Below are 15,388 nucleotides of genomic sequence, written 5' to 3'. Positions count from 1 at the left end.
GACGAGTCAAAAATCGTTGGCGACTATCCCTGCCAGGGCGGCATAACTGTCCCGGGTAGCCGCCAGGTCATCCAGATGGTCGAAGCACATGATGTGCAATACGCCAAAACCGCCGGACTGTGCCTGCATATCCTCGATTCGCTGCCTGACTGTTTCGGCAGAACCCACGATCCAGCAATGCTGGGCGACATACTCCATCGTCACATCGCTGTCGGGCACGTCGGGGTGATGCTTGAGCAATCCCAAGGCGTTGTTACCCGCCAGCATCGGCAGGTAGTCCTCGCGGAAATAGCGGCCCATCTCACCGCCCACCGAACGACGCCAGGCCTCTTTATCGGTGTCGGCGACGAAGAATGGGCGGCTCACCCGCCACATGTCTCTTGACGGCGCAGCGCGTCCGGCCTCAAGCGCCCCGCGCTCCACCGCCGCCCAATGGGTATGCAGGTATTGGGGAGTGAAGCAAAAGCTGATGGGGATCCAGCCATTGGCACCGGCGAGTGCCAGGGTGGCGGATGAGGCCGAAAGGCCAGTCACGCCAATCGGTGGGTATGGCTGCTGGAAGGGTTTGAGGTGGTAGCCCGAACACTTGTCCATCTGGTCGGCGGGCCGCCGTACGGTCCAGTACTTGCCGCGATGCTCAAAGGGGCCTTCGCTTTCCCAAAAGCGAGTCATGATCGCGATCGACTCGGCGGTCATCTCGCGATGCGCGCCAGACTTGTGATCAATGTTGAACATTTCAAGATCGAGGTTGGTACCGCTGGCGCCGATACCGACCATGAGGCGCCCTTCGGAAATATGGTCGAGCCAACTGATGCGATGCGCCAGTTCCGCCGGGTGATGGAAAGGCAACATAAAGGCCCCGGGTGCCAGTTTGATGCGCTTGGTTTTGAGGAAGGCTTGTGCGATCAACAGGTCAGGTGAAGGACATGGTTCTGACGGCATCATGTAATGCTCGCCAATCCAGGCCTCTTCAAAACCGATGCGGTCCAGGTACTCCAGCGTATCCAGATCGTGAAAATGGCCGTCGCGGATGGATCGATGGCGCGGATGCGCCGGCATCATAAAAGCTCCCAACTTCATCAGGTGTCCCCTTAGATCCGTCTATGGTTTTCGTACAACCCCAGAAATCCACATAAGCAATTTCTCGGCCAGCCTCGCTTCACCCACGTCCTGTCGGATGCACCCAAACGCGTGAAAGCGGCAAAACACATTGGATCCAATAAATCCATCGCGTAAAAAAACAGGCCCGACAACTCCCTGAATCGAACAGGCTTTTAAGACGCTTCGCAGCAAAAGGATACATTTAGTAACACTACCTGGAGTCGGTACGCGTACGGTAGGTGACGGGTGCAGCTCGAAGGGAGAAAGCGATGTCCCCCCCCCATGCCTGATATCCTTCCCAGCAGGAATCCAAGCCCAAGCGCTTCAAGGACGAAAATGAATCCACAAAACATCGTGCGCTATTGGCACGCCGTCGAGCTACTGCAACCTCAGGCGGTCCCCAAGCTGAAGAAACGCGACAGCGACTATCAGCCCTATTTCCAGGACATCCCCGCCTCAGCCCAGACTCTGCCATGGATGCCAGCCAACCCCCTGAGCAGACAGCCCCTGCCTAACAAACGGGCATGGAGCCACACGCTCTACGCACACCTCTACGACAATCTGGATGTATCCCGCCAGTTGGAGGCGCTCTATGGCGCAGACCAAGGCTACAAGGAGCCGCAACGTCGACAGTCGGCCCTGTTTGCATTGAAATTTGAAAGCCAGGGCAGGATGGTGATCGACAGCCTGGTGTTGTCTAGCGAGGCGTGGTTTGTCGGCTGCGCCATCAACCATGAGGATTGGACTCGAGGCTTCGACGAAACCCAGAAGTTCCTTCGCGAACAGGCCAACAGCCTGCTTGGAGGTGTGGTCATGGCTGCCGACCTGGCAAGCATGACCGAGCTTATCCGCCAGACCCTCGGGCTCGATGCGTTGTTCGGCGACAAGCCGCGCGTGCATCGCTTCCGCTCAGCGCCGATCAACCCGGACAAGCCCGAACAAGAAGACGATCCACTCAACAGCTTCCTGCTCAGCGATCTGGCCGACGTGGCCGATGCCCTGGCCCACGGCAAGACCAGTGACCCGCTAGCCCGTTATCTGAGCCTGCACGACCCCAGCCAGCGGCTGCATCTCGACCAGCCCCGCGCGGACCTTGCGCTAATCGATCGCCTCGCCCCCTCGCGCTACGCCGTCGGCTGCTGGCCTGCCGAACGGCACCTGGGCCTGGTGCACTCCCAGCAACTGGCGGTCAACAGTCTGCTGCAGACGTTGGGCAACGACACCGGCGTGATGGGCGTCAACGGCCCGCCAGGCACCGGGAAGACAACCCTGCTGCGCGACCTGATCGCCGCCGTGGTGACGCAGCGGGCCGATGTGTTGGCTTCGCTGAGCAAGGCCTCGGAGGCCTTCATCCAGAATGGCCGCGAATCTGCCAACGATGGCGGACGCGAGCGCTATGCTTACCAACTTGACCCGCGCCTGTTCGGCTTCGAGATGGTGGTGGCCTCCTCCAACAACGGTGCCGTCGAGAACGTAACTCTCGAGTTGCCCCAGCGCGACAAAATCGACCCGTCCTGGTTGCCCGATGCCGAATATTTCAGCGAGCTCGCCGAGCTTACCAGCGGCAGGCCTGCCTGGGGCCTGATCTCTGCAGCGTTGGGCAGCAAATCCAAGCGCACCCAGTTTGTCGAACGCTTCTTCTATGGCAAACGTCCTTCTAAAGCGACGAGATCAGAAAACGAGCCTGCGCCTCTGAACCTGGAACCTCTCGACAGCCAAGCCCCGGACGAAGACCTGTACACCGGTGAGCTCATGCTCGACAACCCGGAAGCGGACAACGAGCCGGCGCCCAAAGGCATGCGTGAGTGGCTGAACGAGCAGGCGCAGCAGATGAAGCTGCTCGCGCCCGCCGAAAAAGCTACCCTCTGGCGCGTCGCCGTCAAACAGTACCAGGCCGCCAAGGACACCGAACAGACGCTGCGTGCTCAGGTCAGCGACATCCTGGAACGGATCCGGGCCGTGATCAGTGCCAAGGCGCGGATCAGAGAGAAGGAACAGGAGCGCCAGATCCGCCTGACGCAGCGCCGCAGCCTCGACGAGGAACAAACCACGCTTGAAATCCGACAGCTAACGCCCGCCCGTGAGCAACTGCAGCATGAACTCCAAGCCCTCGAAGCGCACCTTGTACAAAAGCCCGGTTTGCTCGCCAACCTGTTCAGCCTATGGGGTGCTCATCGCACTTGGTCCGCCCGGCAACGCCTGCTCGACGGCGCCCATGCCCTGGCCCGTGAGGCCTTCGACAGCGTCCAACGCCAACTGCAGCGACTCAGCGCCCAGCTCAGCCAACTCAATCGACAATTGGCCACGGACGAACAGGAGATCAACGAAGCCATACGCCACGCCACCCTGCAAATCGACAAGGCTCGTAGCGTTGCCCAGGCCGGCCAGGCCGAACACCTGCTGATTTGGCTCGCGCAAGGCCAGCTCGGCAGAGGCAGCGAGATCGAATTGCTCGAACCCTGGATCCTCGAAGGCTGGCGCCAGGCCAGGTCAAAAGTGTTCATCGAAGCGCTCAAGCTACATCGCACCTTCTTCCAGATCGAAGCCTCGCGCCTGGGCAATAACTTGGCCTTCATCACCAGCCTGCTGACCGGAAGCCGTTATCGTGGTGTGTCCCAAGCCGTGATGCGCTCGGCCTGGGCGTCGCTGTTCATGGTGGTACCGGTGCTCAGTAGCACCTTTGCCTCGTTCGCCCGCTCCTTCGGTAGCCTCGGTTGCGGCGAGATCGGCTGGTTGCTGGTGGACGAAGCTGGCCAGGCCACCCCGCAGGCTGCGGTGGGCGCGCTATGGCGCGCGCGCCGTGCCGTACTGGTCGGTGATCCGCTGCAATTGGAGCCCATCGTCACCGTCTCCGACGCCGTGCTTGAACACATGCGCACCCGCTACCAGGTCGACGCCCACTGGCTGCCCAACCGCCAGTCCGCCCAGACGCTTGCCGACCACGCCACACCCTGGGGTCGCATGGCCGGCCCCCAAGGCCAAAAATGCTGGGTCGGCCTGCCGTTGGTGGTGCACCGGCGCTGCGACAAACCGATGTTCGACCTGGCCAACCGCATCGCCTACGACGGCGCAATGGTCTATGGCACCATTGCCCCGCCCCCAGCCAAGGAAACCCCAGCCCGCCTATCCACAGGTTGGGTGCACGCAAGCGGTCGCTCTTCCGGCAACTGGGTCGACAACGAAGGGCACGCCCTCGAACGCCTGCTGGCGTTGCTTGATGCCGACGGCGTGCCGCCCGACAGTATCGCCGTCATCACCCCCTTTCAGGACGTGCGCAACCAGCTCAAAGACCGCCTCCACGGGAAGATCGTACGTGGCACCATCCACACCATGCAGGGCAAGGAAGCCGCAGTCATCATCCTCGTCCTGGGCGGTAACAGCGAAAACGCCGGCGCTCGCAATTGGGCAGTGTCTCAACCCAACCTCCTCAATGTCGCCGCCACTCGGGCCAAGCGCCGGCTGTATGTGATCGGCGATCGCAATGACTGGAGGCAGCGTAATCTCTTCTGCAACGTCATGGACCTGCTACCCGCCCATCCCCAGATGACTGCCGATACACCCGCATGACAAAAGGCCGCCTCCAGTATTCCAGGCGGCCTGACGGTTCAAGAAGCCGTTGGGTTCTACATCCAAGGAATACTGCATGCTAGCCGCCGATTCAATGGCCTGAAGCGGTACAGCAACCGGCCGATGGCGCGGATATCGTGCTTGGTGCACTCGGTCAAAGTGCCATGGGCAACTAACCTCATCCCGTCATACCAACGCCTCTTTGTAATTGTTCGGCAGTGACGTTTGCCCCGCTGCAGGTGGTGCAAACGCCGCCATTGCTCCGACCAGTTGGTCTACCTGATTGTCCAGCAGGACTTTGCCATCGGCGGTTCGGAACTGTTCGACGTGCTGAGCCTTTTGCGTACCAGCCTGGTCCGAGGATGACCATTTGGAAATCGTCACCTTGTCTGCCGTGCCGATGATACTGACCTCTAGATCCATGCCGTTTTTACGAAACCACAGCTGATCAGCGGAGATTCCGCTACCGAATTGCAGCACATCGGTATTCGTTGCAGAGTCGAAATCATCAATGACGCCCTGGCTTGCGTTGCGATCAAATTGGTAAAGGTCGTTGCCCGCGCCGCCGCGCAGCCAGTCATTGCCCATCCCGCCATCCAGGCGGTTATTGCCCCCGTTGCCCGTCAGCTGATTATTCGCGGCGTTACCGGTGGCGTTGAGTTTGATCCAGTCGGCGCGCATGAATGGGCATGATCCGTATGCTTATCTCAAAGATGTGCTGACGCGGTTGCCGACACAGCGGGCCAGTGAGATCAGGCAACTGCCACCGCATCAGTGGATGCCGGCCTGACTTACGCAAGGTGAGAGGGGTGGACGCTTACGCCCAGCGGACGGGTTTCGAAGAAACAGCGACCGGATGCTAGCTCCGGTCGCTGTCGTGAAGGGTTACGCTATGCAGGCATTAAGCGCTTTTGTATTTTTAATATTGGTCGGAGCGAACCCATTCCCCCAGGCCTACGTTCCTCCAGCCGGGTGCGACTGCACTGGATAGTGCCCCTGAACCCGTCCGTGATGTATCGATGGTTCCTATGTCGGAAAACGAAACCGTGTTGCGCTGACCTTCATAGACAGTGCTTCTCAGCACGAACGTCCCGTTCTTCTCATCGATGCTTTCCAGTATGCCTTGTACGGCCAGTGGATTCCCGCTTCCGGTGGTTGTCACGCGCCAGACGAGCAGATACCGGTCGAGTGATTGTTTGAGTTGGGCCGCCACTTGAACACGGGTGACATACTCATTGACATAAGCATCACACGCTTGCTTCACAGGGCTGGTGATATTTCTGATCTGCCGCTTCCTGTCATAGTATTCCTCATAAGGGTCTGCACTAGGCCCTTCGGAGGAATAGATGACGTCTTGGCTTGCGAGGTGATGCTCGATGTCGGCGGAGGCCATTTCGGCGGCGGCAGCATCGGCAATGGCGTCGATGCCGTTCTTGCCGGGTGCAGCCTTGGCTGCGTCATCGGTTACGGATTTGATGGCCTCGTTGATGAGGTTGTTGTCCGCATCCAGGGCCTCTTCGTAGGCGGTACAGGCTGCCTCGTAGGCGATGTAGGCAGCTTCAAGAGTTTTGTTATCTGCGCTCGCTTGAGCGGCCTCGAGTACCTTGAGGGCTTTGTCGTAGGCGACGATCGGCGCCCCCTGGTCGAGGGCGACAGTAAACACCCCCCAGACCAGTGCATACACCTGGGCATCCCGCAGCGCCCGCACCGCATCAGGGTCAGTAGCAGCGTCCTTTTTTTCTGTGATGATAGCGAGGCGATTTTTTACCGCGTCGCAGGTTTTGCAGTCGCGAATACTTGAGAGCAACGCGTCCAGTTCTGTAGCCATAAAACGGACTCCTTGTCCGATCAAATTGGAAAAGCGCTGACACTTCTGTTTGCCAGCCTGTCCATGTATAGGCCACCTTTTGAGAGGCGGCCACTGCCAGTTTGTTTTTTCTTACAACGACTTACAGATGATTGGCCGGTAGATGGATCCGAGAGTGGACTTCGAAAACGACACAGCGAACAGCCTGGGTTCTGCCCACCGTCCGCGCGGCACGGGGGATCTACGAGGTAGATTTTCTTCTCCCAGACAAACGCTGAACATGAGCAAGATGTGTTTCGCAGACGCTTACAAGCTCGTCGCACGGGGTGATGATGGTGTGGGTGCGCTGGAAAAACCTGCGCGATGATTGGCAAACAACTGAGCTTGTCGGCCATCGCTGAGGGGGTTGAAACACGAGCACAACGTGACATGCTGGCTGCTATGGGTTGCCATAACTATCAGGGATATCTATTTGGTCACCCCATGGACATAGATGCATTAGAGGATTACATCGAAGGTAAAATTGATCTAGTTCGTCTAGGTCGTTCGGTGGATCGGAACAAGTGAGTCATCCATCGTCTTGTCGAGCGAGTTGTTCAAGGCATGAATCTGCCGCATAAAGCCAAGAAAAATCAACTGATACAATCCTGTAGTGACACACTTGTTTGTCACTACAGGTGGGGAATTGCACTCCTCTTGACCAAGCACTAACGGCGATATTGCGCGAGTTCTGATTGCCTGAACGCTTACCTTTCGCAGGCAACTTTGGCAGGTCACTACACCAAAGCTGATTCCTTCAGAAATTTTCCGTGCCGCCGATAACCAAAAGAGTTGGACTACACTTCCGGAGTTTCAATGCTTGTAAGCAGTTATAACAGCCTATATGTCCTGCTATCCCTGATTGTCGCGATCTTGGCTTCCTATACTGCGCTGAACATGGCTGGTCGTGTCACGCGCACCCAAGGAAAAGCCTCGGCACTTTGGCTGGCGGGCGGTTCATTCGCCATGGGCACCGGCATCTGGTCAATGCACTTCATCGGTATGCTGGCCTTCCAACTGCCCATCGAATTGGGCTATGACTTGCCCCGCACTGGCCTATCGCTGGTGATCGCCATCGCCTCCTCGGCCTTCGCCCTTTGGCTGGTATGCCAAAAGGAAATGCCGCTGTCTTGGCTGCTGGTGGGCGCGGTGTTGATGGGTATCGGCATTGCAGCCATGCACTATACCGGCATGGCGGCGCTGCTGATGAATCCCGTGGTGGAATACGTTCCGTCGCTGTTTGTACTGTCGGTGCTGATCGCCATCCTCGCCTCTGGAGCGGCGCTATGGATAGCCTTCCGCCTGCGTGGAGAAGGCAAGTACATCAATCGCGCGCGCCTCTGCTCCTCCCTGGTGATGGGTTGCGCCATTGTCGGAATGCACTACACAGGCATGTCAGCAGCAAATTTCCCGCTGGGCAGTGTATGCGGTGCGGTCAACACAGGTATCGATAGTAAATGGCTGGTGGTGCTGGTGATCCTGGTCACCTTGGCCGTCTGCGCAATTGCCCTGATTATCTCGATGCTCGACGTCCGTACCAGCCTACTGGCCAACTCCCTTGATCGCGCCAACAGTGAGCTAGTGCAACTGGCCCTGCACGACAATCTGACACGTCTGCCCAATCGCATCCTACTCAACGACCGCCTTGAGCAGGCGATTCAGAAAGCCGGCCGGCAAAAGAGCCAGTTTGCCGTGCTGTTCATGGACTTGGACGGATTCAAATTGGTGAACGATACCTACGGCCATCACACCGGCGACCAGTTGCTGGTGGAAGTGGCTACGCGTATCAATAATGCCAAGCGCGGCGAAGATACAGGGGCGCGCTTAGGGGGCGACGAGTTCGTACTGCTGATTGACCTCGCCGAGCCGGAAGACGCTGCGGCTCTCGCCCAACGCCTGGTGGAAGATATCAAGGCCCCATTCGTCTTGGGGCGGCAGACAGTACATGTTTCCACAAGCATTGGTATTGCCATTTTTCCAGTCGATGGTCATACCGACCATGAGCTTATGGTCAACGCTGATGCGGCCATGTATCACGCCAAAGAACAAGGTCGAAACGGCTACTGTTTCTTCGAAAGAACCATGAATATCAATGCCCACCAGCAACTGCAGTTGCAGCAGGATCTACGCAAGGCCCTCGACCAGAATGAGTTCATCCTGCACTACCAGCCGAAAATGATTGCTCCCGACGGCCCTATGACGGGTGTTGAGGCCCTGTTGCGATGGAACAGTCCAAACTGGGGCCTAGTGCCGCCGGATCGCTTTCTGCCCCTAGCCGAACGAACTGGGCTGATAGTGCCAATCGGGAACTGGGTAATAAATGAAGCCTGTCGGCAGATGGCCGAATGGCACGCCCTAGGTAAAGGAGAATGGAGTATTGCGGTCAATCTATCGACGGTACAATTGGCCAATGCAGGACTGGTTGACATCGTGCGTACAGCACTGCAAAGCAACGGTCTGCCACCTCGCTTTCTGACCCTGGAGGTAACCGAGTCTACTGCCATGCGCGACGCGGAAGCCGCGCTGATCGTCCTCGATCAGTTGTCAGCGCTGGGAGTCAGTATTTCCATTGACGACTTCGGTACCGGATATTCCAGCCTGCTTTACCTCAAGCGCCTGCCAGCCAATGAGCTGAAGATCGACCGAGGTTTCATCACCGAGCTGGCTAAAAACAACGACGACGCGGCCATCGTTTCGGCGATAGTAGCGCTTGGCAAAACGCTGGGTCTGAGGATCGTCGCCGAGGGTGTGGAAACCTCTGAACAACAAGAGATGCTTACAGAGCTGGGGTGCGACATCTTGCAGGGTTATCTACTGGGCAAACCGATGAGCGCACAGGGGATGCTGGAAAGCTTTAACACCTCCAGTAATCCTGCAGCGGCCACAGGCCCAGCACTAGCAGTGCACCGGTACGATTGATGTTCAAGATCATCACCCAACCAGCCTCCTCCGCTCCTAATACTGGTCTAACCTTTCTTTCAGATTCATCGCGTGGTTCTGTTCGATAGAGGGTCAAGTCATCACGAAGGTGACTGTTCGCAACTTATTGATCGAGGTGCAGTACTGCTTGGCTCCAATCCTGGCGGCCTTGACCTGTCTTAGCGATAACGGGCTGTTTGACTTCGACCGAGCCCTGGCATTGCGGCTGGGAGAGTCAGCAAGAGGCATCTGACTGGCGTTGCCCCATCCTTCTACTTGGAGCTCTAGGCGTTATGATCACCGCCGATACCGTATTCTTAGTCGTCGACGACGCAGACACCATGCGCAGGGTCAACAGTAGCCAACTAGAGCGCTTGGGTGCACGACACATACTAACCGCCGACAATGGTAAAGAGGCATTCGCGCTACTAAGGACGCGTAAGGTCAACGTCATTCTTTCCGACTGGAACATGCCAGTCATGGATGGCCTCACCCTGTTGCGCAAGGTACGCAGTGACCCCAAGTTGGCCATGCTGCCTTTCATCATGATTACCGCAGAGAGCTCCCGCGCCCAAATCACCGAGGCCATCGCTGCCGGGGTCAGCAACATTCTTATCAAGCCCTTTACCGCCAACGACCTTTCGCAGCGCATAACGCGTGCTATGAACCATCGTCCTCGGTTGCATTCGCCACCAGTGATTGCTGAACCAACTCAAGAGTCAAAGGAGGAATACCGTCCGACATTGCTGGTTGTCGATGACGTACCGGACAACCTAGCGCTGATTGCCGGGTTGTTTCAGGACGAGTACCGCATACTGGCGGCGCGCGACGGACGCCGCGCGTTGGCCCTCTGTACTTCCGAGACCCCGCCAGATCTTCTTCTGCTGGATGTAATGATGCCGAACATGGATGGTTTCGAGCTGGCCCAGCACCTGCGCAGCCATCCCAGCGCTAGCCGCATCCCGATCATCTTTATCACCGCCATGAGCGATCCGGCAGCCCAGCTGCGCGGGTTGGAGCTGGGCGCAGTGGATTTTGTCAGTAAGCCGGTGGATCCCAAGTCGCTACACCTTCGGGTAAGCAATCTGTTGCGCCTGGTCGAACAGCGCAACGCGCTGCAGCAGGAATACGACACCATGCTGGAGCTGGAACGCTTGCGTGAGGAAGCCAGCAGTATTTCACGTCATGATCTGAAGGCGCCGCTGTGCAATATCCTCGGCTTGGCCCGCAGCCTGCTCGAAGGCGGCAATCTGCTGCCACGCCAGATGCAAATGTTGCATAGCCTGGAAACCGACAGCCAGAACCTGCTAGGAATGATCGACATGGCTGGCGACATCTACAAAATCGAAACCGGTAATTTCGAACTTAAGCCGGTCGCGGTCGAACTGCTGCCCCTGGTACGGCGCCTATGCGAATCGGCCAGGCTGACCTATCAGGCAAAAAAACTGACCATCGAGGTAGTGGCGGAACACACCAACGAATCAACACCGGTGCTAGCCAGTGGAGACGAATTGCTGTGCTTTTCTCTACTGAACAACTTGCTGAAGAATGCCTGCGAGGCGGCTCCTGAGAAAAGTCGCGTTCGACTGACATTGATACCTGCCGAACATATCGAATTGGTAATGGAGAACCAGCCAGCGGTACCCGTAGCATTTCGGTCACGGTTCTTCGAAAAATACGCAAGCGATGGCAAATCTGGCGGTACGGGGCTTGGTACCTACTCAGCGAAACTACTCGCTGAAGCCCAGCAAGGAAGCTTGGAGCTGGAGATCGATGACGAGGCGAATCTGACACGCTTACGGTTGCAGCTGCCGCCTAGGAACTGAAGTTCTATACCTCGGCTGAACAGATCTAGGCCTTGGTAGTACATCATGCTTGGTTTGATCGCCGCGTACTGTTCAGTACTTATGGTGGGGCCGTTGAACGCTGATAATTCCTAACTCGTGGAAGCTGTTCCCAATCTCGAGGATCAGTCCGCTCTGCGGAAATCCACTGAACGAAGACTCGTCCAATACTATTCGAAAGCGACCAATGCGAAGAGGTCGAACCTCACGCCGGCGTGTGCTTGTGCTTTCGAGGCGCATCAGCAGCAGGGTAAGTGCGGAAACAATACAGACGATCGCCACACAGCCACTGACATTGGGAAATCCCAGGCACAAAAAAGCCACTCATCCGAGTGGCTTTTTTGTGAATCTTGGAGCGGAAAACGAGACTCGTATCGGGTGTCCTACTCGTTGAAATCTAAGGATTTTACTTTCTTTCCGGAGCAGGAAAAGACTTGATTCCGGACTTGTTTTGGAGGGGTATCAAGGACCAGAGGTATGATTCCCAGCTCTGCCATTGGGTCTACGCGAACATCCGTAAGTTGCCCAAAAAATCCAAATCAGAAGTAATAGCCGATATTCATATACAGCTGGTTTTCCCACTGATCACTACCACCAGCCCCCAGACTCTGGGTGAGGCTGCTGCCACCGATGACCGGATCATTCTTGCCGTACAACCACTCCGTGGCGATCCACAGTTTGCTGAGGGAGAACGAGGTGCCGAAAATCATCCGTTGCGAGGTCTTGAAGTCGTCTGCGGATTTATCGAAGGCGCTGTAGTTGGCGTACAGCTGCACACCGCTGATCTGATCGAACAGGTACTTGCCACCAACGTCGTAGCTCACATCCGCCACGTACAAGTTGCCGCGACTGGCGACGTTGTAAGTGGCGTCGTAACCGCCGAAAGTCACCAGTTCATCAGTGCCGGGGTTGCGCGGGGACATCTGCTGTCGCGCAGCTTGCAGTTGCACGCCCCATGGCCCGTTTTTACCGATGTAGTGCACCGCCACGGCATTGCGCCGGCCGTCGTTGTTGGTGTCGCGGTTCTCCAGGGACGAGGTCAGGCCAGAAATCCCGACTTCGGACTTCCACGGCCCCAAGTCCATCGCCTTGGCCACCCGCAGTACCACGGTGTTGCGTTCCTGGTTGTTGCTGCCGTCGATGACATAGCTGTCCGCTTCGGAGACAACGCTGGAGTAGGTTTCGCCCTTGCTGGTGCCTTTGCCCTGCGAGGCAGGGCGAACGTAGTAACCGGCCTGGATATTCCAGTCACCGCTTTGCTGGATGTACTTGGCGCCAAGTTCTTCCAGGTCTTCCAGTCCCACGACGTTGCCCAGGGTTTGATAGAACGTGCTGCCAAAATACGGCTGCAAACCGAACGGCACCTGGTTCAGACCGACCTGGATTTGTTGGTCAGGGTTGAACTTGTAGCCGATCCAGGCGAACTCGGCGAACTGGACGTCACCTACGTTTTCTGTGTACTGATAAGGGTAGGCTCGTCCGTAGAAACGGTACTTGGCCTCGCCGATCCAAGTATCAGAGTTGTACTTGGCGGAGAGGATCACGGTATCGAAGTTGAACTTCTGGATGTCGCGATCCGGGTCATAGTCCCAACGCGCCCGGACCGCGCCACCAAGATTGAGATTGTCAGTGACCTGTATCGCCATCGCAGGCGTGGACAGCGCGTACGACAGCGCCAGCGGGATCAATGAGCGCAAGGCCCGGGTGGTATTCAAGTTCATGGTCGCTCCGTCTTTAAGTTTTATTTTTGGCAACAACCATCCCGGCCACGGCAAAGCGCGGTCTGGATGAAATAGGTATGGCCCGCCGAGACTGAGGCTGGAACAGCGTCCAGGTGCTAGCGGGCTAAACGGTGTTTGAGAAGCCGCTGTCGTTTAAACTTCGGCGTCAGTTGCGTTGAAGTTCTTCAACCACAGCGGCACAAGCACGGAAGGTGTCCAACGTCCACTCTGGATTGATAAAGTCCGGCCAACTGGAAAGCTTTACGATCGCCACTTCAGCAGCCGGATCCCAATAGATACTCTGACCAAATACTCCGCGCGCCGAGTAGGTGCCCTGCTCACTGTCCAATACCCAGCACTGATTGCTGTAAGCCGCAGTCGGAAAGCTCTTGGTGTAGTAGCCGTAGAGGACTTCGAAAGCGGGTGTGGAACCACGTCCGCATGCACGCACAAACGTCTCTGGGACGATCTGCTGGCAATTGAAATGTCCACCCTGCAAATACATCTGGGCAAAACGCCCGAGATCACGCAGCGTGGCGCTCATCCCGCCATCGGCCAATGCAGTTCCAACACAATCGAGGGTGATATTCGCGTCTTGCTCTGCCCCCAGTCTTGACCAGATCTCTCGACTCAACAAAACGGGGAGCCGCTCGCCGCACGCCCGCTCACAAACCCAGGCCAACACGTCGGTATCCACCGAGCGATACTCAAAGAACTGACCATGCTCACGGTCTTTACTCAGCGACTTCAACAAACCATAAATGCTGTCAGGAGACTCTCGCTCTCCCCGTTCACGCCAACCCGAGGCGATATCCAACTGGATGAATTCAGCATCCGGATCGGTGTAGTCCTCCCTGAACCTCACGCCCGTGCGCATATCCAGCAGATCCTGTACCCGGGCATCGCCATAGCCGCTTGCCGAAAGCTCGGGCACATAGTGGCTGACGTGCGCTTGGGGATCGATTCTGCCCTGGCCTATCAACCTGCCGACCAGGCTGCCGACGATGGTCTTGGATACCGATTGCAACAGATGCAACGTGTGCGGCTGCATACCATTGAAATACTGCTCGGAAACCACCTTGCCCTGATGAAGCACCAAGAAACCATCGGTGTAGCTATCGGTCAGGAAGGTCGCCAGATCGGTTTGCCCGCCGTCGACCCGCTGGAAATGTACGTCGTCCAGTGAACGCTCGTTGCGCTTGAGTTCGCTGACCGGCCCGGGACCACGATGAATAGCAGCCACCGGAAACAGCTGGCTCATGTGCTGGAACGACCAGCGGTTATAGGGCGGACTGTCCCAGTTGTGCTGACGAACTTGCTTTTCCCGGGGCGGCGGATAGCCCTGCATCAGCCTTAAATCCTGATAACCAATGCCAGGAGCGGTCATGTCATTTTTATTGTACATAGGGGTTCAGCTCTCATCGTTCAGAGGGTGGTGGCAAGAAAAACGGTGGCCATGATCCTGGGTCTCGGCTGGCACCTCTCGGCGACAACGCTCACTGACCCTCGGGCAACGGGGCGCGAAGTGGCACCCGGTAGGCCGATTCAAGGGGCTGGGGATCTCGCCGCTCAGGACTTGCAACTGGTCACGGCGTTCCGGGTCGATGGAGGGCACTGAATTGAGCAGCGCACGGGTGTAGGGATGACGCGGTCGACCGAACACCTGCCCCACAGGCCCGGCCTCGACGATGCGCCCCAAGTACATCACCAGCACCTGCTGCGCCAGATATTCGACCGTCGCAAGATCGTGGCTGATGAACAGGTAGCTCAGGCCATTATCGGTCTGCAGCGTCTTGAGCAATTGCAGCACTTGGGCCTGGACCGACACGTCGAGCGCCGCCGTAGGCTCATCGAGGATCAACAGTTTTGATTCCAGCGCGAGGGCCCGGGCGATAGCGATACGCTGCAACTGGCCACCGGAGAATTCATGGGGATAGCGCTCCATGTGTTCCTCGCCCATCCCCACATTTCCCAACAGCGAGAGAATGCGCGCGCGCAAGGCACTACCGCGCAAACCAAAGGCAACCTTCAGCGGCTCGGCAACAATTGCCTTGATTGTCATTTTCGGATTCAGCGAGGCGTAGGGATTCTGGAACACCATGCTCAAGCTCCTGCCCCGCGCCCTGGCATCAGTAGGCAGCGGGTGACCTTCGACCAGAATTTGCCCACTGTCGGCTGGCAGCAGACCGAGCAAGGTCGCGGCCACCGTACTTTTTCCACAACCGGATTCCCCCACCAGCGCGACCGTCTCACCGACCTGCACCTCCAGGCTGATGTGGTCGATGGCGGTCACCAGGCCGTCGCGGCTGGCGTAGGTCTTGTGCAACTGAGTGACGCTCAGCAGCGCGGGCTGTTTGTTGTTATTCATAGCCGTTTACCTTTCAAAGAAG

At 57.5% G+C, this 15,388-nt stretch carries 10 protein-coding genes and 1 pseudogene; 5 read left to right on the top strand and 6 right to left on the bottom strand.

Going from position 1 to position 15,388, the window contains the following annotated elements:
• Positions 1–6: 6 nt before the first annotated feature.
• A complete protein-coding gene (locus AD662_RS11435) occupies positions 7–1,062 on the bottom strand; it encodes an LLM class flavin-dependent oxidoreductase (RefSeq protein ID WP_159439824.1) in 1,056 nt (351 codons plus the stop codon).
• 375 nt (positions 1,063–1,437) lie between these two features.
• Between AD662_RS11435 and AD662_RS11430 the strand changes: the two genes are divergently transcribed.
• Positions 1,438–4,668 (top strand): DEAD/DEAH box helicase, encoded by a 3,231-nt coding sequence (locus AD662_RS11430; RefSeq protein ID WP_053187216.1) that lies wholly within the window; start codon positions 1,438–1,440, stop codon positions 4,666–4,668.
• A 186-nt stretch (positions 4,669–4,854) separates the two neighbouring features.
• Here AD662_RS11430 and AD662_RS11425 read toward each other — a convergent pair whose 3' ends face one another.
• Positions 4,855–5,349 carry a calcium-binding protein gene (locus AD662_RS11425; protein WP_053187213.1) on the bottom strand — a complete coding sequence of 165 codons (495 nt, stop codon included), beginning with the start codon at positions 5,347–5,349 and terminating at the stop codon, positions 4,855–4,857.
• Between AD662_RS11425 and AD662_RS28470 the strand changes: the two are divergent.
• Positions 5,324–5,458: pseudogene (locus AD662_RS28470) on the top strand (transposase domain-containing protein); the annotation flags it as partial. The gene AD662_RS11425 and the pseudogene AD662_RS28470 overlap by 26 nt on opposite strands.
• Positions 5,459–5,587: 129 nt before the next feature.
• Here AD662_RS28470 and AD662_RS11420 read toward each other — a convergent pair.
• A complete protein-coding gene (locus AD662_RS11420) occupies positions 5,588–6,496 on the bottom strand; it encodes a hypothetical protein (RefSeq protein WP_053187210.1) in 909 nt (302 codons plus the stop codon).
• Between the two features lie 342 nt (positions 6,497–6,838).
• On the opposite strand from AD662_RS11420, the gene AD662_RS11415 reads away from it, so the two are divergent.
• The 3 genes from AD662_RS11415 to AD662_RS11405 all read left to right on the top strand — a co-directional run bounded on the left by AD662_RS11415 (position 6,839) and on the right by AD662_RS11405 (position 11,259).
• Entirely contained in the window at positions 6,839–7,042 is a 204-nt protein-coding gene (locus AD662_RS11415) for an EAL domain-containing protein (RefSeq protein WP_053187207.1), read from the top strand.
• 288 nt (positions 7,043–7,330) lie between these two features.
• A complete protein-coding gene (locus AD662_RS11410) occupies positions 7,331–9,433 on the top strand; it encodes a putative bifunctional diguanylate cyclase/phosphodiesterase (RefSeq protein ID WP_053187204.1) in 2,103 nt (700 codons plus the stop codon).
• A 293-nt stretch (positions 9,434–9,726) separates the two neighbouring features.
• Positions 9,727–11,259 (top strand): ATP-binding response regulator, encoded by a 1,533-nt coding sequence (locus AD662_RS11405; protein ID WP_074849651.1) that lies wholly within the window; start codon positions 9,727–9,729, stop codon positions 11,257–11,259.
• 557 nt (positions 11,260–11,816) lie between these two features.
• On the opposite strand, the gene AD662_RS11400 is transcribed toward AD662_RS11405, so the two are convergent.
• The 3 genes from AD662_RS11400 to AD662_RS11390 form a co-directional block, all read right to left on the bottom strand.
• Positions 11,817–12,998 (bottom strand): hypothetical protein, encoded by a 1,182-nt coding sequence (locus AD662_RS11400; protein ID WP_018608094.1) that lies wholly within the window; start codon positions 12,996–12,998, stop codon positions 11,817–11,819.
• Positions 12,999–13,164: 166 nt separating this feature from the next.
• A complete protein-coding gene (locus tag AD662_RS11395) occupies positions 13,165–14,403 on the bottom strand; it encodes a serine hydrolase domain-containing protein (protein ID WP_018608092.1) in 1,239 nt (412 codons plus the stop codon).
• Between the two features lie 6 nt (positions 14,404–14,409).
• Entirely contained in the window at positions 14,410–15,366 is a 957-nt protein-coding gene (locus AD662_RS11390) for an ABC transporter ATP-binding protein (protein WP_018608090.1), read from the bottom strand.
• Positions 15,367–15,388: the final 22 nt, after the last annotated feature.

The sequence above is a fragment of the Pseudomonas kilonensis genome (assembly GCF_001269885.1).
Classification (GTDB): domain Bacteria; phylum Pseudomonadota; class Gammaproteobacteria; order Pseudomonadales; family Pseudomonadaceae; genus Aquipseudomonas; species Aquipseudomonas kilonensis.
Note: the sequence above shows the minus strand (reverse complement) of the source record. Positions and strands in the feature narration are given on the sequence as shown.

Excerpts from the sequence above, each read along its gene's own strand:
- AD662_RS11435 (WP_159439824.1), bottom strand. The coding sequence starts at position 1,062 with ATGATGCCGGCGCATCCGCGCCATCGATCCATCCGCGACGGCCATTTT.
- AD662_RS11430 (WP_053187216.1), top strand. The coding sequence starts at position 1,438 with ATGAATCCACAAAACATCGTGCGCTATTGGCACGCCGTCGAGCTACTG.
- AD662_RS11425 (WP_053187213.1), bottom strand. The coding sequence starts at position 5,349 with ATGCGCGCCGACTGGATCAAACTCAACGCCACCGGTAACGCCGCGAAT.
- AD662_RS11420 (WP_053187210.1), bottom strand. The coding sequence starts at position 6,496 with ATGGCTACAGAACTGGACGCGTTGCTCTCAAGTATTCGCGACTGCAAA.
- AD662_RS11415 (WP_053187207.1), top strand. The coding sequence starts at position 6,839 with ATGATTGGCAAACAACTGAGCTTGTCGGCCATCGCTGAGGGGGTTGAA.
- AD662_RS11410 (WP_053187204.1), top strand. The coding sequence starts at position 7,331 with ATGCTTGTAAGCAGTTATAACAGCCTATATGTCCTGCTATCCCTGATT.
- AD662_RS11405 (WP_074849651.1), top strand. The coding sequence starts at position 9,727 with ATGATCACCGCCGATACCGTATTCTTAGTCGTCGACGACGCAGACACC.
- AD662_RS11400 (WP_018608094.1), bottom strand. The coding sequence starts at position 12,998 with ATGAACTTGAATACCACCCGGGCCTTGCGCTCATTGATCCCGCTGGCG.
- AD662_RS11395 (WP_018608092.1), bottom strand. The coding sequence starts at position 14,403 with ATGTACAATAAAAATGACATGACCGCTCCTGGCATTGGTTATCAGGAT.
- AD662_RS11390 (WP_018608090.1), bottom strand. The coding sequence starts at position 15,366 with ATGAATAACAACAAACAGCCCGCGCTGCTGAGCGTCACTCAGTTGCAC.